This is a genomic window from Pseudomonas sp. NPDC090208 (genome assembly GCF_044746785.1).
GTDB lineage: Bacteria > Pseudomonadota > Gammaproteobacteria > Pseudomonadales > Pseudomonadaceae > Aquipseudomonas.
The window spans coordinates 1-26,345 of sequence record NZ_JBIVCU010000033.1 but is presented as its reverse complement, the minus strand read 5'-3'; the positions used below and the strand labels follow the sequence as shown (position 1 = coordinate 26,345).

Annotated in this window: 24 protein-coding genes and 1 pseudogene; 3 read left to right on the top strand and 22 right to left on the bottom strand. The window is 61.8% G+C overall.

What is annotated here, in order from left to right:
- The first annotated feature begins 607 nt into the window (after positions 1 to 607).
- Positions 608 to 937 (top strand): hypothetical protein, encoded by a 330-nt coding sequence (locus ACIPL0_RS30545; protein ID WP_400602599.1) that lies wholly within the window; start codon positions 608 to 610, stop codon positions 935 to 937.
- 297 nt (positions 938 to 1,234) lie between these two features.
- On the opposite strand, the gene gstA is transcribed toward ACIPL0_RS30545, so the two are convergent.
- The 12 genes from gstA to ACIPL0_RS30485 all read right to left on the bottom strand — a co-directional run bounded on the left by gstA (position 1,235) and on the right by ACIPL0_RS30485 (position 13,875).
- On the bottom strand, positions 1,235 to 1,846 hold the full coding sequence (gstA, locus tag ACIPL0_RS30540; protein WP_400602600.1) for a glutathione transferase GstA: 612 nt from the start codon (positions 1,844 to 1,846) through the stop codon (positions 1,235 to 1,237).
- Between the two features lie 91 nt (positions 1,847 to 1,937).
- Positions 1,938 to 2,864, bottom strand: a complete 927-nt coding sequence (locus tag ACIPL0_RS30535; RefSeq protein WP_400602602.1) for a LysR family transcriptional regulator — start codon at positions 2,862 to 2,864, stop codon at positions 1,938 to 1,940.
- The gene (gene rimJ / locus ACIPL0_RS30530) at positions 2,861 to 3,451 is read right to left on the bottom strand and encodes a ribosomal protein S5-alanine N-acetyltransferase (RefSeq protein WP_400602604.1); all 591 of its coding nucleotides are present in this window, start codon (positions 3,449 to 3,451) and stop codon (positions 2,861 to 2,863) included. The genes ACIPL0_RS30535 and rimJ overlap by 4 nt, the downstream gene beginning before the upstream one ends.
- Entirely contained in the window at positions 3,451 to 4,083 is a 633-nt protein-coding gene (locus ACIPL0_RS30525; protein WP_400602606.1) for a LysE family translocator, read from the bottom strand. Before ACIPL0_RS30525 ends, rimJ begins: the two co-directional genes overlap by 1 nt.
- Positions 4,084 to 4,155: 72 nt before the next feature.
- On the bottom strand, positions 4,156 to 4,941 hold the full coding sequence (locus tag ACIPL0_RS30520; RefSeq protein WP_400602608.1) for a sulfite exporter TauE/SafE family protein: 786 nt from the start codon (positions 4,939 to 4,941) through the stop codon (positions 4,156 to 4,158).
- A 110-nt stretch (positions 4,942 to 5,051) separates the two neighbouring features.
- Positions 5,052 to 5,555 (bottom strand): cupin domain-containing protein, encoded by a 504-nt coding sequence (locus ACIPL0_RS30515; RefSeq protein ID WP_400602609.1) that lies wholly within the window; start codon positions 5,553 to 5,555, stop codon positions 5,052 to 5,054.
- A gap of 260 nt (positions 5,556 to 5,815) precedes the next feature.
- Positions 5,816 to 6,580 (bottom strand): trans-aconitate 2-methyltransferase, encoded by a 765-nt coding sequence (gene tam, locus ACIPL0_RS30510; RefSeq protein ID WP_400602611.1) that lies wholly within the window; start codon positions 6,578 to 6,580, stop codon positions 5,816 to 5,818.
- 198 nt (positions 6,581 to 6,778) lie between these two features.
- On the bottom strand, positions 6,779 to 8,437 hold the full coding sequence (locus ACIPL0_RS30505) for a GMC family oxidoreductase (protein ID WP_400602613.1): 1,659 nt from the start codon (positions 8,435 to 8,437) through the stop codon (positions 6,779 to 6,781).
- A 215-nt stretch (positions 8,438 to 8,652) separates the two neighbouring features.
- The gene (locus ACIPL0_RS30500) at positions 8,653 to 9,870 is read right to left on the bottom strand and encodes a mandelate racemase/muconate lactonizing enzyme family protein (RefSeq protein WP_400602615.1); all 1,218 of its coding nucleotides are present in this window, start codon (positions 9,868 to 9,870) and stop codon (positions 8,653 to 8,655) included.
- A gap of 1 nt (position 9,871) precedes the next feature.
- Complete coding sequence (locus tag ACIPL0_RS30495) at positions 9,872 to 11,206, bottom strand: nitrate/nitrite transporter (protein WP_400602617.1); 1,335 nt, start codon at positions 11,204 to 11,206, stop codon at positions 9,872 to 9,874.
- Between the two features lie 170 nt (positions 11,207 to 11,376).
- Positions 11,377 to 12,801: an aldehyde dehydrogenase gene (gene aldA / locus ACIPL0_RS30490; RefSeq protein ID WP_400602619.1), complete on the bottom strand. Its 1,425-nt coding sequence runs from the start codon at positions 12,799 to 12,801 to the stop codon at positions 11,377 to 11,379.
- A gap of 132 nt (positions 12,802 to 12,933) precedes the next feature.
- Complete coding sequence (locus tag ACIPL0_RS30485; RefSeq protein WP_400602621.1) at positions 12,934 to 13,875, bottom strand: LysR substrate-binding domain-containing protein; 942 nt, start codon at positions 13,873 to 13,875, stop codon at positions 12,934 to 12,936.
- Between the two features lie 270 nt (positions 13,876 to 14,145).
- Here ACIPL0_RS30485 and ACIPL0_RS30480 point away from each other — a divergent pair, with 270 nt between their 5' ends.
- Entirely contained in the window at positions 14,146 to 15,252 is a 1,107-nt protein-coding gene (locus ACIPL0_RS30480; RefSeq protein ID WP_400602638.1) for a hypothetical protein, read from the top strand.
- A gap of 384 nt (positions 15,253 to 15,636) precedes the next feature.
- Here the strand turns inward: ACIPL0_RS30480 and ACIPL0_RS30475 are convergent, their stop codons facing one another.
- From ACIPL0_RS30475 to ACIPL0_RS30430, 10 genes and pseudogenes are all read right to left on the bottom strand, one after another.
- Positions 15,637 to 16,044, bottom strand: coding sequence for a hypothetical protein (locus ACIPL0_RS30475; protein ID WP_400602623.1), 408 nt, complete (start codon positions 16,042 to 16,044; stop codon positions 15,637 to 15,639).
- 63 nt (positions 16,045 to 16,107) lie between these two features.
- Positions 16,108 to 17,190, bottom strand: a complete 1,083-nt coding sequence (locus ACIPL0_RS30470; RefSeq protein WP_400602624.1) for a glycoside hydrolase family 3 N-terminal domain-containing protein — start codon at positions 17,188 to 17,190, stop codon at positions 16,108 to 16,110.
- 511 nt (positions 17,191 to 17,701) lie between these two features.
- The gene (locus tag ACIPL0_RS30465) at positions 17,702 to 17,950 is read right to left on the bottom strand and encodes a hypothetical protein (protein ID WP_400602626.1); all 249 of its coding nucleotides are present in this window, start codon (positions 17,948 to 17,950) and stop codon (positions 17,702 to 17,704) included.
- A gap of 35 nt (positions 17,951 to 17,985) precedes the next feature.
- On the bottom strand, positions 17,986 to 19,524 hold the full coding sequence (locus ACIPL0_RS30460) for a sensor histidine kinase (protein WP_400731756.1): 1,539 nt from the start codon (positions 19,522 to 19,524) through the stop codon (positions 17,986 to 17,988).
- A gap of 144 nt (positions 19,525 to 19,668) precedes the next feature.
- Complete coding sequence (locus tag ACIPL0_RS30455; RefSeq protein WP_400602642.1) at positions 19,669 to 19,791, bottom strand: hypothetical protein; 123 nt, start codon at positions 19,789 to 19,791, stop codon at positions 19,669 to 19,671.
- A gap of 138 nt (positions 19,792 to 19,929) precedes the next feature.
- Positions 19,930 to 20,142: pseudogene (locus ACIPL0_RS30450) on the bottom strand (hypothetical protein); the annotation flags it as partial.
- Between the two features lie 399 nt (positions 20,143 to 20,541).
- On the bottom strand, positions 20,542 to 21,741 hold the full coding sequence (locus ACIPL0_RS30445; protein ID WP_400602630.1) for an NAD(P)/FAD-dependent oxidoreductase: 1,200 nt from the start codon (positions 21,739 to 21,741) through the stop codon (positions 20,542 to 20,544).
- 159 nt (positions 21,742 to 21,900) lie between these two features.
- Positions 21,901 to 22,275 carry a response regulator transcription factor gene (locus tag ACIPL0_RS30440; RefSeq protein WP_400602632.1) on the bottom strand — a complete coding sequence of 125 codons (375 nt, stop codon included), beginning with the start codon at positions 22,273 to 22,275 and terminating at the stop codon, positions 21,901 to 21,903.
- Positions 22,276 to 22,377: 102 nt separating this feature from the next.
- Positions 22,378 to 23,001 (bottom strand): response regulator transcription factor, encoded by a 624-nt coding sequence (locus tag ACIPL0_RS30435; RefSeq protein ID WP_400602634.1) that lies wholly within the window; start codon positions 22,999 to 23,001, stop codon positions 22,378 to 22,380.
- A 566-nt stretch (positions 23,002 to 23,567) separates the two neighbouring features.
- On the bottom strand, positions 23,568 to 24,503 hold the full coding sequence (locus ACIPL0_RS30430; protein WP_400602640.1) for a LysR family transcriptional regulator: 936 nt from the start codon (positions 24,501 to 24,503) through the stop codon (positions 23,568 to 23,570).
- A gap of 294 nt (positions 24,504 to 24,797) precedes the next feature.
- On the opposite strand from ACIPL0_RS30430, the gene ACIPL0_RS30425 reads away from it, so the two are divergent.
- Entirely contained in the window at positions 24,798 to 26,189 is a 1,392-nt protein-coding gene (locus ACIPL0_RS30425) for a UDP-glucose dehydrogenase family protein (RefSeq protein WP_400602636.1), read from the top strand.
- The last annotated feature ends 156 nt before the right edge of the window (positions 26,190 to 26,345 follow it).

The window sequence follows — 26,345 nt, the reverse complement described above, 5'->3', positions numbered from 1 at the left end:
AGTATCCAGATATCTTCATAACGTCCATAATTGTTTTCTGACGTTTCTCCGCCGTCAAATCCAGATCACCCGCAAACCCGCAGATTGACTGACTTTGTAGTCACGAACGGACCTGCATGTATTGGAACTACAAAATTTGTAGTGCTTGAAAATTATCACTACAAATGTGTTGACGAAGTTTTTTTGCGACGGCATAGTGAGGCCGTCTCCCCGATCGGGAGAGCTGGCAAAAGTACTCCGGGCCCGTTCGGCATAGCCGTCGAACCTCCTCTGGATGTGGGCTGCCCACAAGGCAGATTGATGAAGCTGAACCGGCAGTATCGAGCCACAGGGCCGAGCGCTGGCGAAACGTCCTCATGACACTTGTGGTCGACCACGCATCGTCGCCAGTGTCCTTGTAGCGTCCGCCGTTTCTCTCCCCCACGTTTCGACACCTTCCGTAGCAGCCCTTCATCATCACTACATCCATCCGCCCGGTACCGGCTCTGTGCATACCGACGGACCTTGTTTGTCAGCGTGGGAAGGACTGCGGATCGATGGGCGATTCGCCAATGCGTGTGAACTAACCAGATAGATTAACGAGCAGGCAAAAAAGGGGTCATCCACCATGAATCTGAACAATCAACCGACTATTGACCAACTGGCTCGACTGTTCGCGGCGCAGAAAGACACCCTCGACAGCCACATTCTCTGGGTCTGTGAAAAAGGCGATGTCCACATGGACGGCCTGGGTGCCTGCACCGAAGAGCAGGAGTTCGACGATCAGCATCCGCATATGCGTGCACGGCTGAAGATGTACCGCAAAGGCCAGGGCTACGTCGGCAAGAAGGCCGCCGCCGACAAGCAGTTCCTGGGACGGGTGCTGGAAACCCTGAGCAGCGAATGGGGCACGGCGCAGCAAGAAACCGGCGTGCGGGTCATCGACAAGCTTTGCTGAGTGAAGGGTCAGCGGCGTGATTTCCACGCCGCTGGCTTCGCATATTGCTTTGGCTTTTGTGGGAGGGAGCCCTGCTCGCGAAGGCGTCAGACCAGACAACACCGCAGTGACTGACACAGCCAATCGCGAGCAAGCGAAGGCCTACAGGTTTGGCGGCAATCCACAAACTTGTGGCTGACATCGATCCTGTGGGAGGGAGCCCTGCTCGCGAAGGCGTCCGACCAGACAACACCACAGTGACTGGACCGACGCTTTCGCGAGCAGGGCTCCCTCCCACAGGTGTAGGGCGTATGGCGATCAGACCTTCTCAGTCGCCGCCTCCGCCGCCACCGCCTGACGCACCGAATCTCGCCCCGCCACCCGCGCCTGAAAGCTGGCCAACGCAGGCCACTGGCCGATATCGATGGCGAAAAACGGTAACCACTCCAGCACCGCGAACAAATAAGCGTCGGCTGCGCTGAAACGACCCAGCAAAAACAGGCTGTCGGACAAGGTGCGTTGCAGAAAATCCAGCCGGGCGAAAAAGCGCGCACGAAAGATCGCTTTCACCGCATCGGGAATATCGGCGTTGAACAGCGGCGCACAGCCAGCGTGGATTTCCGTCGCAATAAAACTCAGCCACTCGTTGAAACGCACCCGCTGCCAGCTACCGGGCTCCGGTGCGATGTCAGCCTCGGGCGCCAGATCGACGAGGTACTGCAGGATCGCCGGGCCTTCGGTCAGCACCTCGCCGTTGTCCAGCGCCAGCGCAGCGACATAGCCCTTGGGATTGATCTGGCGAAAATCCTCGCCGTCCGCCGTGCGTTTGCTCTGGTTGTTGACCCGCACCAGCTGAAAATCCAACCCCAGTTCGCGCAGTACGATATGCGGCGACAGCGAGCAGGTGTTGGGGGCGAAATACAGTTTCATTGAGGTTTCCGGGCAGGACATGATCGCTCCAGACTGCCCCGTGTCAGCGCCGCCGTACACTTACGATCTCAGAAACGGTCATTAGCCCGGCTTATGCAGGTTGAGCGGCATCCCTAGCGAACGCAGGTGCTCCATCGCCCGGATCAAGACTTTGCCTGACCACCTCCAGCAATGCGTCCACAGCTGGCGACGACTCCGCCTGCCTAGACCGCGCCAGGGCAAAGGTTCGATAAACCGGCGGCGCCAGCATCAACACCTGCAACCGGCTGCGGTCAGCCGGCAGGGTCGACTCCGGCACGATGGCCATGCCCTGCCCCTGCTCGATCAGACGGTAAGCGCTGGCCCAGTCACTGACCGTCATGCGCACGTCGCTCAAGCGCATGCCGGCATCACGCACCAGCGTCTGACCGTGCAGATAGCAGCCGCCAGTGGCGACGATGAAGGGCTGATCGACAATCTCCGCCAGAGCAATCTGCCCGCCATCGCCGCTGCCTGCGATCCGCTGCTGTCGCCCCGCGACCGCCACCCAGCGATCCTGCCCGAGCGGCACCACGTCACGGTCGGCTGCTGGATTCATCACCACGCCGACATCGACACTGCCGACCTCCAGCCAGTGCTCGACCTCTTCATCGGTGCCCTGCACGACCACCACTTCGATACCCGGATACAAGCGCGCGAAGGCATTCAACTGCGCTGGCAACAGTTCGGCAAACACTGACGGGAAACAGGCCAGACGCAGCGTGCCGCGCTGAACATCGCGACTGTCGCGGGTCAGGCGTTGAATGCAGTCCAGCTCGTCAAGCATCCGTCTGGCGTGAGCGACGACCTGTTGCCCGATCGCCGTGAGCGTCGTGGTACGTCGGTCGCGGACAAACAGCTTCACCCCCAGCGCATCTTCCATCTGCGAAATGGCCTGACTGGCGCCCGACTGAGTGATGCCATACCCCTCGGCGGCACGGGTCACGCTTTGAGCATCGGCTACCGCCACCATCAGGCGCCAGTGCATCAGGTTCATCATGGGCGGACATCCTTTTCGCCTTGCGCCGGATTGATCAGCGCCGTCAGCACATGGTCCCTCCACTGCCCGTTGATCTTCAGGTAGGCCCTGGCAAACCCTTCGCGCTCGAAACCCAGCCGTTCCAGCACGCGGGCGCTGCGGTCGTTGTCGGGGATGTAATTGGCCATGATCCGGTGCAGCTGCAGCACTTCGAACACATAAGCGATGGCGACCCGCAGCGCTTCGCTCATCAACCCTCTACCCTGCGCACGCTCGGCCAGGGAATAGCCCAGATGACAGGCCTGAAAGGCGCCCAGTACGACGTTGCTGAAGTTGCATTCGCCGATCATTTCACCGCTGTCGCGCTCAAGGATCAGCAGGTGCAGGCAGCGCCCGGCCAAGCGGTCGCGCTCGACGCTGGCGATGCGCGTGACGATGGCTTCGATGTCGAAAAAACCGGCCGGCCTGAGCGGTTGCCAGGGTTGCAGGTGCTCACGATTGCCCAGGTTGTAGGCACGGATCTGCGCCGCATCGACCGCCAGCGCCGGGCGCAGGATCAGCCGCTCACTGAGCAGCCGGATCAGTTGCGGCTCGGCAACGATGTCCATCAGTCACGCCCGACCAGCGCCAGGCGGCAGGCCAGGCCGAGGAACACCGTGCCGAGGATCTTCTGCATCCAGCGCGCCGCCCGCTCGCTGCCGCCGACCTTCTGACCGAGACGGCTGGCCATGACGATCACCGCACCATTGGCAATCACGCCGACCACGTTGAGCACGGTCGCCAGCAACAGCATCTGCACGACGATGGAGCCGGCTTTCGGGTCGATGAATTGCGGAAACAGCGCCAGCACGAACAGCGCCATTTTCGGGTTGAGCACATTGGTCAGCAGGCCCTGACGGAAAATCTGCATGCGCGAATAGCGCGGCATCGACACGCTGGCCGACAGCGCCGTGCCGGTGGAGCGGAAGGTCTTGAACGCCAGATACAGCAGGTAGGCCGCGCCGATGAAGCGCACCACGTCGTAAGCCACCGGCACCGTGACGAACAGTTGCGACAGGCCGAGCGCGGCGGCCAGCGCATGACAGTAGGTGCCCAGTTGAATGCCGGCCAGCGAAGCGAAACCCGCCGCCTTGCCCTGACTGGCACTGCGCGAGGCGATCAGCAACATGTCCGGACCGGGCGTCACCGCCAGTGCCAGGCAGGCGCCGGAAAACAGAGCGAGAGTGGAAAGCGCGAGCATGGCAAGTCCTCAGTCAGGTCAGGCGAGGACGCCAGTGTAAGAGCGGCTCGCCGGTTTGACGAGCCGCATGCATCAGAACGCCAGCTTGTAGCCGATGGCGATCAACATGATCGCCAGGCATGGCCGCAGCACGGCGTCGGGGATGCGCCCGGTGAGGTGGCTGCCCATGTAGATGCCCGGCAACGAGCCCATCAGCAGAAAGCCCAGCATCGACCAGTTCATGTTGCCCATGCTGGCGTGACCGAGACCGGCGATCAGGGTCAGCGGCACGGCGTGGGCGATCTCGGTGCCCACCAGTCGGCGGGTGTCGAGGAACGGATAGAGGATGAACAGCGCCACGGTGCCCAGCGCGCCGGCGCCAATGGACGTCAGTGCAACCATCACGCCGAGGATGACGCCGGTCACCACGGTCAGTGCGTTGAGACTCTTGTCGCTGAGGCGATAGTGATCGCCAGCGTGCCGATGGGCGAAGGCCAGCAGGCGTTTCTTGAAGAAAATCGCCAGCGCCGTCAGCAACAGCACGAAGCCCAGCGCCTGTTTGATCACCAGGTTCATCGCCTCGGGCGCGGTGTGCAGAGTGCTGAGGAACCACAGGGTCAGGCCCGCCGCCGGTACGCTGCCCAGGGTCAGCCAGCCGGTGATGCCCCAGTCGATGTTGTCGTTTTTCTTGTGCACCAGCACACCACCGCTCTTGGTGATGGCGGCGTACAACAGATCGGTGCCCACGGCGGTGGCCGGGTTGATGCCGAACCACAGCAGGATCGGGGTCATCAACGAACCACCACCGACCCCGGTCATGCCGACGATGAACCCGACCACCAAACCTGCAACGACGAAACCTATATTGCCAAAATCCATTGTTCTGCCTGACCGATGCGCAAACGCGGAAAAAACTGGCGCGCAGGATAGCCAGTTTTCTTATAAACAACGTAGATCTAAACGATCTATCGTTATAACCGAATTCGCGATCAAGGCTCGCCGTCCCAGTAGTCCAGCGTGCTGTCCGGGCGCTGGATCGCTCTGAACACGCGCTCGCCGTTGACGGTGACCATCGCCAGGTATTTGCCCGAGTCCGGGTATTCGCACACCTCAGGGGTTTCGCGAGTGCTGATCGACAGGTATTTGAGCGGCGCGTCGGAGGTGTTGATCAACTGATGCGGGTACCCCGGCCCCGGCGGAATGAAGATCACGTCGCCGGTCTTGATCGGCAGCATTTCCCCGGCCACGCGCAAGGTGCCCTGCCCTTCGATAACGACGAACATCTCTTCCTGGGCGTGATGGAAGTGATACGGGCACGAGCGTTTGCCCGGCGCGACGATATCCACCGAAGCCCCCAGCTTCTGCGCCGCCGTGCCGGTGCCCAGCCGCGCGGCCTGGCTTTCGTACAGCGGATCGCGGCGCTCGTGCTCCAGCGGCACCTCGTTGAAATTGCGGATCAGGCGTGTGGCGAGATCATCTTTACAGTGGCTCATATAGTCCTCCGCGGACACTGTAGGAGCTGGCTTGTCCTGCGACCGGCTGCGAAGCAGTCGTAGATCCATACGCACTGGCAGTGTCAGACATACCGCGTACGCAGGTTTTACGACTGCTTCGCAGCCGGTCGCAGGACAAGCCAGCTCCTACAGATGATGCGTCATGTCAGTCGATGCCGTGGTGCCTGATCTGACGCTTTCGCGAGCAGGGCTCCCTCCCACAGCCTTCGGCCAGAAGCGGGATAGGCCGCGCAACAGCTTCAGCGTGTGGCCACCACAAACAACCGCGGAAACGGCAGCAGCACCGTGCCGTCTGCCAACGCCGGGTAGGCCTCGCTGATCGCTTTCAGGTAGGCATCGAGGAAGGCCTTCTGTTCGCCGTCATCGAGCTTTTGCAGGTACGGCCGCAGCGCCGAACCCTTGAACCACTCGACGACCGCCTGATGCCCGCCGGCCAAAGGATGATGATAGGTGGTGCGCCATACATCCACTTCGGCGCAGTGCGGTTGCAGCAACTGGAAGTAGTACGCCGCCGGATGCCGATCCGGGTGTTTGACCGAACCGATCTTGCCCGACCACGGACCGTTGGCCGCCACTTCACGGGCCAGACGGTGGGCCGGTTCTTCCAGATTGTCCGGGGTCTGCACCGCCAGACAGCCGCCCGCGTTCAGACGGCTGACCAGACGCGGGTACAGCTCGGCGTGATCGGGCACCCACTGCAACGACGCATTGGCGAGGATCACGTCGAACGTCTGTTCAGGGTTCCAGGTGCCGATGTCGGCCAGATCGAAATGCAGATTGGGCAGCCGCTGACGGGCGTCGGCGAGCATGTCTTCGGAGCTGTCCAGCCCGGTGACATGGGCCTCGGGAAAGGCTTCGGCCAGCACTTCGGTGGAGTTGCCGGGACCGCAACCCAGGTCGATGGCGGTTTTCACCACCGGCACAGGAATCGCAGCCACCAGATCACGGACCGGACGGGTGCGCTGCTGTTCGAACATCGAATATTGCTTGGCAGACCAGCTCATCGGCATTTCCTTGTTGTTCAGTGCGGAATGCCGATGAGGGTAAAGCGTGCCGGACGGGAGTACAAATGAAGGTGGGTCACATCCGGCGTACGCAGATGCCCATTGTGGGAGCCGGCTTGCTGGCGAATGCGCAGGGTCAGCAACAAAAGTGTCGACTGACCCGGCGGGTTCGCCAGCAAGCCGGCTCCTACAGGGGATTTACGCGGCGCTGTTGACCGGCTGTTCCATCACCGACGCCATCGACTCGGCATCCTGCAGAATCAGGTCGGCGCCCTTCTCTGCCACCATCAGCACCGCCGCGTGGGTATTACCCGAGGTCACGTTGGGGAAGATCGAGGCATCGACGATGCGCAGGCCGGCCAGGCCATGCACCTTCAGGCGCTTGTCGACCACCGAGGTCTGCGGGTCGGCGCCCATGGCGCAGGAACCGCACAGGTGATAGATCGAGCCGCTGTTGTCGCGGAAGTACTGCAGCATCTGCTCGTCGCTCTCCACCACTGGGCCTGGCAAAACTTCATCGACAGTGATGCCCTTGAGCGCCGGTGCCGCCATGATCTTGCGCATCAGGCGACTGCCCTGGATCACCTCGTCGATGTCCTTCTGCGTGCTCAGGTAGTTCGGGTCGATCAGCGCGGCATCGCGAGGATTGTTCGAGGCAATCTCGACATGACCACGGCTGGTTGGTCGGCACGGGTTGAAGCACAACAGGAAGCCGGAATACGGCTCGGGTTTGAGGCTGGCCTTGTTGTTTTTCGGAATCTGGTACGACAGCGGGTTGAAATACAGCTGCAGGTTCGGATGGCTCTGCTCGTCGTTGCCACGGAAGAAACCGCCGGCCTGGTTGACGCTCATCGCCAGCGCGCCCTTGCGGGTGAACAGGTATTTGAGGCCGAGCATGGCCTGGCCGAACAACGAGCTGAGCTGGTCGTTCAGGGTCGGAATGTTGGCCTTGTAGTAGTAGCTGACGCACAGGTGGTCCTGCAGGTTCTGCCCCACCGCCGGCAGGTGTTTGACCGGCTTGATGCCGTGTTTCGCCAGCAGCGCCTTGTCGGCGACGCCGGACAATTGCAGGATCTTCGGCGTGTCCACCGCACCGGCGCACAGGATCACTTCCTTGCGCGCCATGAACGTGCCTTTCACACCGTTCTGGCTGACCTCGACGCCCACGGCGCGGCTGCCCGTCTCGTCGAACAGCACCTTGTCGACCAGCGCGTAATGCTCCACGTGCAGGTTGCTGCGGCCCAGTGCCGGATGCAGGTGAGCGAAGCTGCTGGAGCAGCGCTCGCCGTTGCGGGTGTTGACGTCGTAAAGCCCGGCGCCTTCGAATTTCGGCCCGTTGAAATCGTCGCTCAGCGGGTAACCCAGCTGCTCGCAGCCTTCGAGGAACACGTCGCAGATCGGGTGGGTCTGACCCTTCATCGGAGTGATGCTGATCGGCCCGCTGCCGCCGTGGTATTCGGTGTCGCCCAGCGGGTGGTTTTCCAGCTTGCGGAAGTACGGCAGCACGTCCTTGAAGCCCCAGCCGTCGTTGCCGTTGGCCGCCCAGTCATCGAAATCGTGGGCCTGACCGCGCACGTAGATCATCGCGTTGATCGAGCCGGAACCGCCCTGCACCTTGCCGCGCGGGGCATAGATGGCGCGGTTGCCGAGTTGTTTCTGCGGCTGGCTGTAGTACATCCAGTTGAAGGTCGGGTTGTAGTACATCTTGGCAAAGCCGACCGGGATCTTGAACCAGAGCGAGCTGTCCTTGCCGCCGGCTTCCAGCAGCAATACCGAATACTGCCCGGAGGCGGACAGTCTGTTGGCCAGCACGCAGCCTGCGGCGCCAGCGCCAGCGATGATGTAGTCGTAAGTCATGCACGGTTACCGCGTAAGTCGTTATACAAAAGAAGCGTTTGCCTGATGTGGACACCAAACTGCAATGAGGCCTCTCCCTGTGGGAGCCGGCTTGCTGGCGAACTGCGTCGGATCAGCGACAACGATGGCGCCTGACAGGACGCTGTTCGCCAGCAAGCCGGCTCCTACAGGTTGAGTGCATCCCCATCAGTTCAGCGCCAACCCCGCCGTTTCAATCAGCCCTTGGCCGGCGACGTGTCTTTCACGTCCGCTGGCGTCGGCGCCATCTGCAGGTGCAGGCGTTCGCCGGTGTACGGCGTGTGGCGACGGACCACGTCCATGTCCAGCTCCACGCCCAGGCCCGGTTCGCTCGACGGGATGATGTAGCCGTCTTCCCACTGCAGCGGCTTCTTCAACACCTCGGCGTGGAAGCCGCCCCAGGTCTCGATGCTTTCCTGAATCAGGAAGTTCGGCGTGCAGGCGGCCAGCTGGAAACTGGCAGCGGCGCCAATCGGGCCGTTGTACAGGTGCGGCGCGATCTGCGCGTAGTAGGCCTCGGCCATGCTGGCGATCTTCTTGGCTTCCAGCAGACCGCCGCAGCGCCCCACGTTCATTTGCAGGATCGACGCACCGCCGGCCTGCAACAGCTTGTGGAACTCGTACTTGGTGGTCAGACGCTCACCCGTGGCAATCGGGATGCTGGTCTTGGCCGCCACCTGGGCCATGGCTTCTTCCTGGCCTGGCGGCACCGGCTCTTCAAACCACAGCGGGTCGTATTTCTCCAGGCGCTGAGCCAGACGGATCGCCGACGACGGCACCATCTGCCCGTGGGTGCCGAACAGCAGGTCGCACTTGTTGCCCACCGCTTCGCGGATCTTGCGGCAGAAGGTTTCGCAGCGCTCCAGCACTTCCAGGGAAATCTGGTGCCCGGAGTACGCGGTGTACGGACCGGCCGGGTCGAACTTCACGGCGGTGAAGCCCTTGTTCATGTTCTCCACGGCGCACTCGGCCGCCAGGTCCGGGTCGTCGTAGTCGTACTCGCCCTTGCTGTTGACCGGGTACAGGTAGGTGTAGGAACGCAGGCGCTCGTTGACCTTGCCGCCCAGCAGTTCGTAGACCGGCTTGTTCGCCGCCTTGCCGATGATGTCCCAGCAGGCCATTTCCAGGCCGCTGACCACACCCATCATGGTCAGATCGGGACGCTGGGTAAAACCGCTGGAATACGCCTGCCGGAAGAAGCGTTCGATGTGGTGCGGATCCTGATTGAGCAAATAGCGCTCGAACACGTCCTCGATGATCGGCAGCATGGCTTTCGGGCCGAAGGTCGCGGCGTAGATTTCGCCGACGCCTTCGATGCCGCAATCGGTCTTGAGCTTGACGAACAGCCAGTACATGCCGCCGATGTGCGGTGGCGGAACAGCGACGATATGGGTTTCCAGGGCGATGACTTTCATCTCAGGCACCTTTTACGTTGGAAGGCTTGGATATTGGAGAGCTGCGGCGAATCCGCGCCCGCAGCGTCAGCGCTGCCAGGGTGCCGATCAGGCCGACGAAAGCGATGTAGCTGAAATACAGCTTGTAACCGGCGGCGCCCGGGTACTGCTCGGTGAGGTAGCCGTTGATCAGCGGAATGAAGGTGTCGGGCAGGTAACCGACCACCGAGACGATGCCGATGGCCAGGCCCGTGATGCGCAGCGGAATGTTGCAGGTGTCGAGGATCGCCCAGTACAGACCGCGAATGGCGTAGGTCATCAGGCCAATGAAAATCACCGTCACCACCAGCAGGCCGAGGTTGTTGAACGCCGGGAACACCACCAGACCGGCCATCGCCAGGGTTGCCAGCGCGAGCGCGACGATCAGCACCGAAATGTTCGAATACTTGTCACCCAGCCAGCCGCCGCCGATGCCGCCCACCGGACGCATCCACAATTTGATGGTGGTGATGGTGCCGGCCATGACTGCGGTCATGCCGCTGCCCTGCAGGTAATCGGAGAAGCTGTAGGTGGCCCAGAAGATGTGGTAGCCGCAGAACACGATGGCGGTGCACAGCCACAGTTCAGGGATCTTCATCAGCGTGGCGAGGTCGCTGAACAGGTTGTGCTTTTCATCGCCGGCCGCGCTTTCCGCCGCCACCGATTTCGGGTCCTTGACCAGCACCAGCAGGCAACCCAGGCCGATACAGATGAACGAGTACAGGTAGACCACATGACGGAAACCGTCGGCGGCGGTCTGCCCGCCGGTGCCGATGGCGTAGGCGAACAGGCCCAAAGCGATGGTCGCCAGCAAGGCTTCAACGAGGCCGCGACCGCCGTCGAGGATGCCGAAGAAACGGCCCTGCTCGGTGTGGTGGGCGATCATCTTGACCCGCTTCAACACCGAGGCCCAGAAGGTCAGGCCGGTGGTCAGGCCCCAGCAACCGAAGATGATCATCAGCCCGGTCATCGACGGCACGGTCGAGTACCACAGGCCCAGTGCGCCGGTGGCGACCAGCGAGAAGAAAATCAGGAAGCGTGGCGCGATGCGGTCAGCCAGCCAACCGCTGGGCAGGTAGCTGAGCAGGAAAATGGTGCCCAGCATCGAGTACAGATAACCCAGTTCGCTGTGGTTGATCTGGAACACTTCGAGCATGGTGGTCTGGTAGACCTGGCGCAGATAGAGAATCGGGTAAATCGCACCGGCGGCGAGTACCAGCAGCATCAACTGGATATAGCGGCTGGCCTTGTCGCTCTTGGCGACCTCGGCGGTGATGGGGCTCTGAACAGCGGCCGCAACATTGGCAGGCTTGGACATTTTAAAGGCCTCAGGCGCCCCCGACTTTCGGGGGACCTTGATAGTTGTTGTTATGGGCGCAGAGGCAAGCTTCAAGCGGCAAGCTACAAGTCAAAGCAGTACGCGGTCGGCTTTTCTCTTGCAGCTTGTCACTTACAGCTTGCAGCTAACTGCTTGCTACTTGCCGCTGCTCAATACTTGAGAACGACGAGTCGGGTCTGGGTGAATTCGAGCATGCCGTGCTTGCCGTCATCGCCGCCCAGGCCCGAGCGTTTCCAACCGGCGTGGAAGCCCTGATACGGGTCCGCCGGGGTTCGGTTGACGTACAGCTCACCCGCCTCGATGGCATTGGCGACTTTCATCGTGGTCCGGTAATTCTCGGTATAGAGCACCGAGGACAGGCCGAACTGGTGATCGTTGGCCAGAGCCAGCGCTTCGTCGATGTCGCGGTACTTCAGGACCGGCAGCACCGGGCCGAAGATTTCTTCCTGGACGATTTCCATGTCCTGACGGCAATGGCTCAGCAGGGTCGGCGGATAGAAATGGCCCTTGCCTGCCGGCAGCACGCCGCCGGTTTCCAGCACGGCGCCTTCACCCAGCGCGCGCTCGACCATGGCATGGATGTTTTCCTGCGCACTGGCGCTGACCAACGGGCCCATGCGCGACGGGTCATCGGCACGGTCGCCAAAGGCCACGGCGCTGATCTTGCTTTTCAGCAGCGCGAGGAAACGGTCATGGATGCTTTCGTGCACATAGACACGCTCCACTGCCGTACACAGCTGGCCGCAATGGGTGGTCTTGGAGGCGACGATATCGCTGGCGGCCTTTTCCAGGTCGGCATCCGGCTCGATGATCGCCGGGGTCTTGCCGCCCAGTTCCAGCGACGGCTTGGCGATGTTTTCCTTGCAGTAGTCGAGCACGATGCGCCCGGCCTTGACGCTGCCGGTCAGGGTGATCATGCCTACGGCCTTGTGCGTGCACAGGCTGGCGGCGGTGGCGTGGTCCATGGTCAGGATGTTGATCACACCGGCCGGAATGCCCGATTGCTCGACTGCTCTGGCGATTTCAAACGCGGAGATCGGCGTGTTGTTGCTCGGCCGCACCACCACGGTGTTGCCGGCGATCAGCGCCGGGGCGATCTTGCGCAGCAGGGTATAGACCGGGTAGTTGAACGGGATCAGTGCCGCCACCACACCGATGGGCTGGCGCTGCAGCAACAGGTTTTCGCCTGGGGTGTCGCTGGGGATGATCTCGCCTTCGATACGGCGCGCCCACTCGGCGTGGTAACGGGTGATCTGCGCGGCATAACGCGCTTCGTTGCTGGCATCGGCGACGCTTTTGCCGGATTCGGCGGCCAGCGCCTGGCCGATGTCTTCGGCACGGGCTTCCAGGGCATCGGCCAGCGCACGCAGGTGCTCGCCACGCTCGATGCTGGTCAGCCCGCCCCAGCTTTTCTGGGCGATGGCCGCAGCGTCGACCGCCGCCAGCGCTTCACCGGGGGTGGCTGCGGCAACGTGGCCGACCAGCGCTTCGCTGGCCGGGTTGTACACGGCGATCAGCGCGGCGTCGGCAGGCTCGACAAACTGGCCGTTGAGAAAATTTCGTTCGAGTCGCATGTGGGACGTCCACCGTTGTTTTTATCCGAATGACGATCAGTCTTGTCATCGGCAACGGTGGCGACAAACGATTTATTACGCAGTGAAACATTCAAAAAACGCACGTTACATTCAAGCGCCCTGCCCGGCACCTCACGGAATCGCTGTAAGTGCCGCCGTAGACGGTTCGAGCTGTCGCTGGGCCAGCCAGATTTCTTCCTGCAACCACTGGCTGAACGCCTGCAATGACGGCAGATCCTGCTCCGGACGGGTCACCAGCCAGTAAGACTGATGGCCTTCGACGTGGGTGTTGAGCACCTGGGTCAACTGCCCGCTGCCAAGCTCCGCCGCGACCATGTGCCAGTCGGCGATGGTGATGCCCAGGCCGTCGGTGGCCGCACGGATCGCCAGGTCCAGCAGGTCGAATTCATAGCCGCCCTGGGTATCGACGCCATGGATCCGCGCCGCGTCCAGCCAGTGTTTCCAGGTCAGGTAGCGCTGGTCTTCGCTGGCCAGCACATGCAGCAGGGTAAAACGATTGAGGTCGATGCCCTGCTCGCCGGATTCGCGGGCGTACAGCGACGGCGAACACACGGCGATATGCCGCTCCTGGAACAGCAGCGAACTGTCCAGACCGTCCCACTCGCCATTGCCGAAACGAATGGCGCAATCCAGGGTGCTGGTTTCCGCCAGGCTGTCCTGCAAGCGCGTGCTGATGCTCAGTTCCAGCTCCGGGTACTGCTCGCGCAGGCGCCCCAGACGCGGCATCAGCCAGCGTCGGGTGAAGGTCGGCGGCGCGTTGATGCGCAAGCGGTTGGAGTGGGATTTCTGCTGGATGCTGCGCACGGTCATCTCGATCTTGTCGAACGACTGGTGCAGCGCCCGCAGCAGCACGCGACCGGCACTGGTCAGGTCCAGATGATGATGGCGGCGTTCGAGCAGGGTTTCGCCCAGTTGCTCCTCCAGCTGGCGCACCTGGCGGCTGACCGCGCTCTGGGTGACGTTCAGCAACTCGGCGGCGCGGGTAAAACTGCCGGTGCTGCCGGCCACTTCAAAAGCCTTGAGGGCATTGAGGCCGGGCATCTTGCGTTTCATGTACAGCTCTCGACGGCGGTGAAAGGCCGCCAATATCCCATGCCGACACACAGATCAGCCAGCATCTCGATGCAGATTCCGCCCGGTAACATGCATTTGACGAATGTTGTGCCGGACATTTAATCGTTTGCCGATTGTTGCGCGGATCACAAGACTGCCGCCCCTACTAAAAACAACAATCGAGCGCCCTCCATGTCTTACTGTGCGTCCTTGCGCGTGCGTCTGCCCGCCTCCTGCTTCACCCTGCTGTGCCTCTGTTCCGCTCCGGCCATGGCCGTTCAGGTCACCGACAATCTCGACCTCGGCGGCGCCATCCGCGCACGCTGGGATTACGACCCGGATCGCGATATCCAGAAGTTCAACTTCGACACCGTGTTCCTCACCGCCAAATACACCTCCGACAGCTGGATCGGTGCGGCCAAGTACCGTTTCTACGGGCACTCGTACCCGTACAAATACACCAAGCACGTGGGCGACGTGTCGTTCCCGGAATACGCCTGGGTCGGCTACAAGTTCAACCCGGACCAGCAGATCCAGGTCGGTCTGAACCAGGTGCCGTTCGGCCTGCAACCGTATTTCGGCAGCACTTTCTTTGAAACCCTGGGCAACGTGGTCGGCCTGGAAGACGTGGAAGAAGTCGGCGCCAAATACATCCAGCAGAGCGGCGCCTGGAACATCCAGGCCGGCTACTACCTGCGCCCGGCCTGGCAAGGCAAAGGCACCAGCGAGGGCCGCACCTATTCCAGCGTGGTCTCCCAGGCCGACAGCTATGTGGCCGATGGCAGCGACAACCAGGAACGCAACACCGTCGCCCTGCGCGTCGCCCGCGCGCTGGATGTCGGGCCGTGGGTCTCGGAAGTGGGTATCTCCGGACTGACCTCCATCCTGAAGAACAACGACACCGACAACGATGGCCGGCGCAACGTGGTCGGCGTGCATTACATCGGCAAGAACGGCCCGTGGGGCGTGCAGTTGCAGGCGGCGCGGCAGCAGATGTCGCCGCGCAATCCGGGCACCAGTGAAGTGGTGACCTTCGGTGGCTACGACGGCACCTACAACGTCGCCAGCCGCGCCAACCTGTACGTCGCCGACCTCAGTTACGACGTCAGCGGCAAATACCTGTTCAACCAGATCAGCGGGGTCAAGCTGTACGCCAACTACAGTGCCTTCCAGAAATCCGCCAGCGGCTTCGAAGACTCCCAGCGGGTGATCCTCGGCAGCTCGTTCTCGGTGAGCAAACTGTGGGTAGCGACCGAATGGCTGTTCGGCAAGAACGACCCATACATCGGCGGCAGCGACTACGCCCAGAGCCTCGGCGCCGGCGGCAGCAACCAGTGGGAAAACCAGGTGTACGTGAACGTCGGCTACTACTTCTGACGCCCCCGTAGCAGCCTGGCTTGCCAGCGTCGGCGTCCTCACAACCGCTGACGCCGGCAAGCCGGACTGCTACGGGGTTTGCGCTAGCCACACTGATGTCACGCACCTGTAGGAGCCGGCTTGCTGGCGAAGGCGTCGGGTCAGTGACATCGCGCTGGCAGACCGCCCGATTCGCCAGCAAGCCGGCTCCTACAGGTCCGCGACCGACGCGAATTCTGTGGGAGGGAGCTCTGCTCGCGATGGCGTCAGACCAGGCGACGCTCTATCCACTGACACAACGCGACCAGTCCGTAGCAGCCTGGCTTGCCAGCGTCGGCGTCCTCACAACCGCTGACGCCGGCAAGCCGGACTGCTACGGAGCCGTTTTAGCCCGAAGGATTGCCCTCAGCTACGCCCCACGCCGGTAAACGGTGCGTCGACGATCAGCGTCGGGTCGAGACTGCGAATACGTTGTTCGATGTGGTACGCACCGGCTTCGGCGTAGCGCAGGAAGCAGCGGCTGCACAGTACGCATTCCCAGAGGCTGCAGCGGTTGTAGGGGAAGAATTGCGGAGCGATGGGCGCGTTGAGCGACCAGTAATAGGTGCCGTCCGGGTGGTACTCGTCGAGGGTCAGGTCTTCTTCCTCGGCGGTCACCAGCGAGCCGATTTCCCGCAACTGGCCGTCCTTGATCGACACCGGCATGCCTTCCCAGCCGACATAGGGTTTCGGCATGCAGGTGCACGGTTGGGTGACGGCACTGGAGCGTTGGGCGAAGCGCAGCAAATCGGCGAATGGCAGCGGCGTGAACATGAGCGGCAGTCTCTTGGCAGGCAGACGGCCATTATTGTGCAGTGCCGCCGCTACGTCAGCCCTTTAAAGCGGAACGCGGCGGGTCAAATGTCCGCCCGGAATCGGATAGGACACATACAGCCCCGACTCTACCTGGTCCCGTGACGCCTGTGCCGCGCCGCGAACCTTGTCGGCCGCGCTCAGCAGCACCTGCTGATCCAGTCTGCCGCTCGCCACCGCCCCGACAATCGCCCCGGCCAGTTCATCCAGCCCGGCTTCACTGGACACCAGCAACAAATGCGCGCCTGCACGCAAGGCTGCAACCGCCGTATCGGCGAGGCTGTTGTCGCGCAGGATCGACACCGCGTCGAGGTCATCGGAGATGATCAGCCCGTCGAATTGCAGCTCGTCGCGCAGCAGGCCGATGACCTTTTCCGAGGTGCTCGCCGAGTGGATCGGGTCCAGCGCCGGAAACACCGCAGGCCCCGGCATCACTGCCTGCACGCCAGAAGCGATGACCTGGCGAAACACGTCCAGACCATCGGCCAGCGACGCCGCACAATCGGGCACGACAGCGCGCGCCACTGCTGGATCATGCTCGGTTTGATAGTGGCCGGGGAAATGCTTGGCCGTAGCGATCACGCCGGCGCGCTGCACGCCGCGAATGAACGCACAGGCAATCAGCGCCACCTCCAGCGGGTCGCTCCCGAGATTGCGCTGATACAGCCAGGGGTTGATGCCGGTGACCACGTCGACGATGGGCGCCAGGAACAGATTGACGCCCATGAGCCGTGCCGAGCTGGCCATCTCATAACTGCGGGCCTCGATCTCGTCGCTGCTCAGTTCCTTGAGCGCGTCGGCCGAAGGCATGCCCGGCACCAGCCGATGCAGACGCTGGATGCCGCCCAGCTCCTGATCCACCGCCACCAGCACCGGTAAGCCGGCACAGGTGGCGGCTTCCTCGGCGATGGCCATGAACTGCGCCTGGGTTTCCGAGCGACGGCGTTGAAAGCTCATGTGCCGCGCCAGGTATTCATCGCGGGTTTCCCCAAGCAGGATGGAGACGCCGCCGCGATGCAGATAGCGGCGCACGGCATCGTCCAGGCGCAAGCCGGAAAAGGCCGGCAGCAACACTGAATAGGCGGCCCGTTGCAGTTCGATCGACATGCGCTTACCTCGTCACACTGAATGCTCGTTTATGCTCACTCTATAGTTTAAACGAGCATTGTCAATCATTAAAACATGCACAACGAGCATTCCTGACGCTGCTCTTTTTCTTCTGCCCGAAGGCCGTGGGAGGGAGCTGTGCTCGCGAAAGCGGTGTGCCCGTCGGCACGACATTGTCTGAATGGACGCATCGCGAGCAGAGCTCCCTCCCACAGATGCCGTTGCCTGGCAGATCTCCATACGTCTTCACAATCTGTCAGGCCAACACAAGAAACCTGTGGGAGGGATCCGAGGTTACGAGGGTCGCGAAAGCGATTTGTCTGACACACCGCCTTCGCGACCCTCGCAAACTCGGATCCCTCCCACGGCCTGCGGCCAGAAGCAAAAGCAGATGGCATACATCGATCCGTAGCAGTCCGGCTTGCCGGCGGAGGTGCCCTCAAGATCGCTAATGTCGGCAAGCCACGCGCCTACAGGGTTGCGGCGCACACACTGTCGCCGCAAACCCACCTCACCCCGGCAGACTCAGCGCCCGGTGCAACTTCATCACCCAGCGCTCCCAGCTTGCCGCGCTTTGCACCGCCTCGACTCGCCATTCACACCGCACCTGCCAGGCACCGTCAGGCCGACGGGACTTGTCGCAGGCCAGACATCCCGGCGACTGGCGCACGTCATCGGCGAAGGCATCCAGTCGCGTCGACAGCGCGCCGACCCGGCTCTGGCGGGTGTAAGTCACAAGCAAGGTGGTACGTCGTGTCATCCGGAGTTCTCGAAGAAAGCGAAAAGACGGAGCCGTCAGGCGCCACGGGCCAACAAGGGCAAAGCGAACAGAAACGACGCGCCGCGTTCAGTGTTGACCGCCCAGATCCTGCCCTCATGGAAATCGATGATCGACCGACAGATCGACAGGCCCATGCCCAACCCGCTCGCTCGCGTGGTGAAAAACGGATTGAACAGCGCCGGCAACACCTCCGGGTCGATGCCCGGACCGCCGTCGGCGACTTCGAGGATCACCTCGTCGTCCTGCACATGGCTGCTGACATGCAAAATGCGTCGGCCCTTGTCGACCGCGGCCATCGCCTGACAGGCATTGATCATCAGATTGATCAGCACCTGCTGCAGCTGCACCCGGTCGGCCGAGACCCATGGATCGTGCGGGCTCAGCGCCAGACGCGCCTGAATGCCGTGATGGCTCATCTCGTGCTGGACCACGTGCAAGGTGTCCTTGACGATGCCGTTGAGCGGTTCGGCGCGACGCACCGGATCGCTCTTGCGCGACAACGCGCGCACCCGGTCGATCACGTCACTGGCGCGGCGCGCGCTTTCGTTGATCCGCTGCAGCGCCCCCAGCGCCTCGTGCATGTCCGGCGCGGAGCGATCGAGCCAGCGCCGACAGGCATCGGCACTGCTGTTGATCACGGTCAGCGGCTGGTTGACCTCATGGGCGATGGACGCCGTCAGCTCACCCAAAGTAGTGACGCGGCAGATGTGGGTCAGTTGCGCCTGGGTGCGGTACAGGGTTTCCTGCGCCTGCTTGTGCTCGGTGATGTCCATCACCGCGCCGAGGTATTCGAAACGGTCGGTCTGGTCGTGCAGCGGGATGGCGATCATGTGGATGTGCTTGATCCGGCCGTCGGCCATCAACAGACGATGGGCCACTTCGATCTGCGGTTCGCGCCGAGCGGCCCGGGCAAACATCTCGTCGATGAGGCCGTGGTCCTCGTACGGCGTGCGCGCCAGAATCATCGCTCTGGACAGGGGCATGTCCGGCGGGTACTCGAAGATCCGCGCGCTTTCCTCCGACCATGCCATTTCGTCGTTCTGACCGCTGAAACAGACGCTGCCGGTCAGGCTCAGACGCTGGGCGCCGGTCATGTAAATGTCGTTCTGGCGCAGCGCATCGCTGGCCTGCTTGGCCCGGGCGGCGAGAAAGCCGATGGCCGACAGCGCCGTCAGGCAACGCACGAAACTGGTCAGCGAATCCCAGTCCTGATACCCCCTGTCGACAAAGAACATCACCACGATGGTCGCCATGCAGAACAGCGACACCCCGATGACCACCCGCAGCGAGACGATGTTGGCTGCCATCAGCAGCAAGGTCAGGTAGATCACCGTGGCCGCGATGTCGCGGTGATGGGCAGCGGTGCTGATCACCACGATCCCTGCCGCGACCACCAGACCGATGCCCCACACCAGCAGGGTTTCGTAGCGCTTGCGGCCGATGCTCAACAAGGGCCGGCGAGCGGAAGTCGCCGGAGATCTGAGCGCTGCGAACAAAGAAGCGAGGTTGAATCGGTCGCGCCTGGTCTTGCCAGAGGTTTCGTACATGCTCATGGGGGCTGCGTCATCCCGTTGCTGAGGGTCACGTTGTACTGCGCATGAGTCTAAGAGCAAACGCGCGCGCCCATGCGCCATATACCCCTGTTTTCAGGCCAGACAGCCCGACAGTGAGCCGGGCTGGCCAGGGCGTCAGGCGAATCAGCGGCACGGGCCGCAGAAATACAGGGTCTCCGGCTGGTTTATCCCGGAGTAGTCGATGTCGGCGATGCGTCGCTCCGGACGGCTGCGGTAGCCGATGTCGGCCACGCGGCTGTTGCCCACGTGGTCGGCACCATCGGCGGCGACGCGATTGGCACCGACATGATCCGCACCGTCGGAAGCAACGCGATTTGCACCGACGCGATCCGCACCGTCCGAGGCCACGCGATTGACACCCACACGATCCGCACCGTCGGAGGCCACGCGATTGGCACCCACACGATCCGCGCCGTCAGACGCAACACGGTTGGCACCCACACGATCCGCACCGTCGGAGGCCACGCGATTGGCACCCACACGATCCGCGCCGTCAGACGCAACACGGTTGGCACCAACGCGATCAGCACCGTCAGACGCAACACGGTTAGCACCGACGCGATCCGCACCGTCAGACGCAACACGATTGCCCCCTACCCGATCGGCACCGTCGGAGGCCACTTCACGCTGAGAACGCTGGACGCTGGCAGTGCCAGGTTGCGCCGTCCCTTCGACCGCCCAACTGGTCATCGCGAAAGTGCCGCCCACGACGGAAACAGCCATGGAAAACAATAACGGTAAAAGTTTCATATTCACGTTCCTTCAAGTATTGATTCTGCGGAAGTTGTAAGTGTGTACAAGCAACAGTATCGAGCTGTGGCAGCAGGCACTCAAACTCAACTATGGAAGGTGGAATAACGTATTGGCATGAGTTATTAACACGTTGGTATTAACAACAACGGCTCAGCCCTAAAACAAACAAAAAAAACCTGGCCTCCAAACTTATCGAGGCCAGGAAAAGGTCAAACGAGCACAGTCTCCGGGGAATGACCTGAATCAGGCGACCGGGATGGACGGATCGGCGGCAGCCAGCGCTGCGGCGCGTTCGGCCACCGGCGGGTAAATCCAGATCGAATTGATGTCGTGCTTGAGCTTCTTCGCCTCATCCTTGACCAGCCGCACCTGACGATCCCAGCCTTCAGTAAACACTGCGCCCCACTCGCCCAGGTCCAGGCAGGTCACGTATTTCGGCTGGCGATACGTGCTGGCCGGCACGCCCAGCAGCGCAGCGGCGGCATTGTTGCCGGCGTAGCGCCCCAGAGGAATGGCGTGCTGGCACGACATGGCCGCGTAATGCCCGGCATCGTCGGTCAGCGCACAGGCCACGTCGCCAGCCGCATAGATGTCCGCCTGGCCCTGCACCTGCAGATGGCCGTCGACATGCAGGCGCCCTTGAGCATCGCGCTCGGCAGGCACCTGCGCCGTCAGCGGGCTGGCACGGAAACCCACGGTCCAGATCACGGTTTTCGATTCGATGCGACGGCCGTCGGACAGGGTCACGCCGTCGGCGTCCACCGAGGCCACCGACACGCCCAGACACCACTCGATGCCCAGTTCGCTGGACGCCTCGACAATCGACGGCGCGATGCCTGCGCCCAATGCGGCGCCGATCTGCGCACCCCGGTCGACGACAATGACATTGACCTTGGCATCAGCGCCCAGCACGGCACGCAGACGCGCCGGCATCTCGGTGGCGGTTTCGATGCCGGTGAAGCCACCACCACAGACCACCACGGTGTTGCGTGCGCCGCAGTCCGGCAGTTGGTTCAACGACTTGAGGTGTTGTTCCAGACGGCTCGCGCTTTCGATTTCATCGACGTCAAAGGCATGCTCGATACCGGCCAGCGCCGGGCGAATCAGCTCGCTGCCGGTGGCCAGCACCAGCTTGTCGTAGCTCAGCCAGGAATGAACACCGCGCGCCGCCACGTATTCGACACGCTTGCCTGCGCTGTCGATGGCAATCGCCGCGCCTTCGACGAACTTGATGCCGGTGGCGTCGAACAGTTCACCCAGCGACGCCTTCATTTCATGAACGTTGGCTTCGTAGAAACGCGGGCGAATACGCAGTTCCGCCTGCGGCGCCAATACGGTGATCCGTACATCGCCGTTGCCATGCAGATCGAGCAGGCGAGCCGCACTCAATGCACTCCAGACACCAGCGAATCCAGCACCAATTACCAGGATATGTCGTTTCATGTTGTATTCCAGGGTTGTCTATTCAGGGGCGGGGTTTGTCGTGATATATGGCGCTACTCTAATCAGCGTCCCGGCCAGCGTCATTGCTGCCTGAGTTGGCCTGTTTAACCCCGAAGTCTTGAATATCCATACCTTGGTATGCTTGCGCGGCAACACGATTCAACCGTGTTCTTTCAAGGCCACCCGCAAACAACCGATCAGGTCCTCACCGTCAAACGGTTTGGGCAAATAACACTTTGCACCGAGTTGTTCGGCCAACAACCGAGGCGCCTGATCGGACGACGCGGTGATGAAAATCACCGGTAACCGGATGCCTTGGGCGAGCAACTGCTGATACATCTGCAGGCCGCTCTTGCCGGGCATTTGAATATCGGAGACCAGGCAATGCAGACCGGCAATATTGTCGGCGGCGAGAAAGTCCTCGGCACTGTCATACAGACGCGCCATATAACCGTATGAACGCAACAGGCTGCTCAACGATATCCGGACGTTCTCGTCATCATCGATAATTGCAATAACCGGGCGGGTGACCAATTTATACACCTTCCATTGACTGGGTCGAGTCCGCTGACTGTCCCTGTCAACACGATACGCCCTGCCCGGTCTTCCATAATCATACCTGTGTATATATATGAGTTATTTGTGCCGGCTCAAATTCAACACTTCGGCCATGCGCACCAGTTCCGCGAAAGTTCTGGCACTCATTTTTCGCATGACATTGGCCCGATGTATCTTCACGGTTATTTCGGAAAGGCACACTTCTCCGGCGATCTGCTTGTTCATCAGGCCCGATGCCGCCAGCCGCATGATCCCCTGCTCGCGGGGGCTCAGGGTCTGGAAGCGCTTGCGCAGCTCCGCCATGCCCTTGTTCGCCTCGCGCTGTTCGGCGTCCTTGCTCAGCGCCAGGGCCACGGCATCCAGCAGGTCCTGATCGCGGAACGGCTTGGCGAGAAAGTCCACCGCGCCGGCTTTCATGGCCTTGACGGTCATGGCGATGTCGCCATGGCCGGTCATGAACACGATGGGCAGGGTCTCTTCGGCACGGACCATTTCATTCTGGAAATCCAGACCGCTGATGCCTTGCAGGCGCACATCCAGCACCAGGCAACTGGTCACGTCCGGTCGCTTGAATTCGAGGAATTCGGCAACCGAGGCAAACAGTTCGACGCGCAAGCCGATCGAGCGCAATAAGCTGCTCAGGGACTCTCGCAAGAGTTGATCGTCATCGACGATATAGACGCAGGCATGTTCATGGGCCATTGTGTTTTTTGTCTGAAGAATACTCATGGTCTGCTGCCAGAATAAAAGCGCTGAAAGAAAGAAACGTTGAAGACCGCAAACAAGCCGAAAGGCCATCGCGTGATGAAGTGAATAAAACGGACGACACCGTGCCCGATATTAGAATCGCCGGCGGCATGACGATATGACATAAACCCCGGGTTTTATGCCAAGTCGGAAAAGGTTCTGGCCGAAAAATAGGTGAGCCCACTCATGCCTGTGGGAGGGAGCTCTGCTCGCGATAGCGCCATTTCAGTCAATACAAGGGTGACCGGACTGACGCTATCGCGAGCAGAGCTCCCTCCCACAAAAGCAACTCAGGGCGTATGTCTGATCAAAACCCTGCGGACACCACAAAACTGTAGGAGTGAGCTTGCTCGCGAAAGCGTCCTACCTGTCACTGATTTACTGGCTGACCTGACGCTATCGCGAGCAGGGCCTCCCTCTCACAAAAGCAACCTGGGCACAAAAACAACCCGGGGCACCTGACTGCGGAGTGCGCTTGTCCCTCCCGCAAAATCCTGTTGCGGGAATGAACCGCCCGCCACTCACGCCGCCGCAATCGACAGCGGTCGGCGGCTGTGATCGCTCAGCAGCTCACTGAAGCGCGAGCGCAACCAGCGTTCGGCCGGGTCGTTGTTGGCGACGCCGCGCCAGACCATCGACAACTCGTATTCCCCCAGTTCCAGCGGCATCGGGTCGGCACGCAGGGCGCCGCCCACGGTCATGGCCCGAGCGACGTAGTCCGGCACCACCGCCAGCAGGTCGCTGTCCTGCAGTAACACAGGCAGAGCACTGAAGCGCGGCACCGCCAGCACCACCTGACGGCTGCGCGACAGGCGCTTGAGGCCGCGTTCGGTGTCGCTGACCAGATCACCCATCGACGACACCGTGGCATGGGGCCGACGGCAGAACTCGTCCAGACTCAGCCCCGCCCTCGCCCCGTCGGCGCGCAGCACCATGGGTCTGATCGTGCGCAGGAACTTGCGCTTGGCGGTGGCGGGCAGTTCGTCGGTATAGCTGATGCCGACGGAGATCTCGCCGTTGCCCAGCAGGTTCGAAATGCGCTGGCAATCGGTGTGGTGAATGACCAGGCGGATGCCCGGCGCCTCTCGACGCAAGCGTCGCAACAACGGCGGCAACAGCGAGTATTCGACATCGTCGGACAGCCCGATATCGAACACCTTCTGGCTGTTGGCCGGATCGAAATCGGAGGTCTGGCTCAAGGTGATGGCGATGGTATCGAGCAGCGGCGCGAGGATCTGGAACAGGTCTTCGGCACGGGCGGTGGGCTCCATCGAGCGGCCATTGCGGATGAACAGCGGATCGCCGAACAGAGTGCGCAACCGCGACAGCGCATTGCTCACCGCAGGCTGGCCGAGAAACAGCTTTTCGCCAACGCGACTGACATTGCGCTCGTGCATCATGGCTTCGAATACCACCAACAGACTCATGTCCATGCGGCGCAGATCGTTACGGGTCAACATGGCAACCTCTTGGGCATCAAGGCCCTTTGCTGAGATGGATGGCCGCCTGAACATGACCGGTCGGCTCTGCGGAGCCCGTTGCTGCGGCATGTGAATACTCTAAGGCGCTGCCCGGCGACTGTCGTTCATGCCCGGGTCCAGCGGGCTAGCGCATTGGTGTAGCCCTCTCATACCGGGGTATAGCGAACGCATCGGTAACACAGGACCGTCATCGGTCTGTCACGCCGTTGAAGTATTGCCCGCCCATCCTGAGCCTGACCCCGTCTGGGTGGTGAATTAAAGGAGTGGGTGATGAAGATCAGCGTGTTCGGTAGCGGGTATGTGGGGTTGGTGCAGGCCACGGTTCTGGCAGAGGTCGGTCATGACGTGGTGTGCATGGACATCGACCCGCTGCGGGTCGAGCAATTGAGCCAGGGCCATGTGACCCTCCACGAACCGGGCCTGGAAAGCCTGGTGCGAGAAAACCTCGACGCCGGACGCCTGCAGTTCACCTGCGACGAACAACTCGCGGTACGCCACGGCGAAGTGCTGTTCATTGCCGTCGGCACGCCTTCCCGGGCCGATGGCTCGGCGGACCTCGACGCCTTTTTTTCCGTCGGCGACGCCATCGCCCGGCACCGCGAAGAACCGGTGATCGTGGTCGAAAAATCGACGGTGCCGGTGGGCAGCGGCGATGCCCTGCGCAGCCATATCGAACAAGCGTTGCGCCAGTCGGCACGGCTGCTCAAGTTCGATATCGTCTCCAACCCGGAGTTTCTCAAGGAAGGCTCGGCGGTCAAGGATTGCCGGCGCCCGGACCGCATCGTCATCGGTTGCAGCAACCCGGACGTGTTTCCGGTGATGCGCGAGCTGTATGCGCCCTTCAACCGCAACCACGAACGCGTGATGTTCATGGACCTGCGCAGCGCCGAACTGACCAAATACGCGGCCAACGCGATGCTGGCGACCAAGATCAGCTTCATCAACCAGATCGCCGAACTGGCCGAGCATCTGGGCGCCGACGTCGAGTCCGTGCGCCTGGGCATCGGTGCCGATTCGCGCATCGGTTATGACTTCATCTACCCCGGCTGCGGCTATGGCGGCTCGTGTTTCGGCAAGGACATGCGCGCACTGATCCACAGCGCCCGGGAGGCGAACTGCGCCAGCGATCTGCTGAGCGTGGTGGAAGACATCAACCAGCGGCAGAAAAACAAGCTGTTCGAGCGCATCAATGCGTTCTACAAGGGGGAGTTGCGCGGCAAGACCTTTGCGCTATGGGGGCTGGCGTTCAAGCCTAACACCGACGACATGCGTGACGCGCCCAGCCGCGATCTTATGGAAGCCTTGTGGGCCGCTGGCGCCAACGTGCGCGCTTATGACCCGCAGGCAATGCAGCAGACGCAGCGGTTGTATGCAGACCAGTCGCGGCTGATGTTGATGGGCACTGCCGAGTCGGTGCTGCAGGGTAGCGATGCGTTGATTGTCTGCACGGAGTGGCAGGCGTTCAAGGCGCCTGATTTCGATCTGATCCAGCAGCGTCTGAAGGCGCCGGTGATCTTTGACGGCCGCAATATGTACGACGTCGAGCGTATGGCCAAACGGGGTTTCAGTTACTTTCCGATGGGACGCGGGGAGTCGTGCCATTTGCCGGTTTCGCAGCCGTTGTCGCGGGAGACCGCGCTCGTCAGTCGGCGGGTGGTCTGATGAATTGCATTGGCGGCTGACGTAGCCGGTTTTCGCCTGACGGCGAGTTACGCAGGCAACAGTAGGAGATTCTATGTTTGGGTTGTACTCCCCAAACATCTCCCAGGAACGTATTCGCTCTGATTGCGCATCAGCGAAAATGCAACCTGCGCCAGC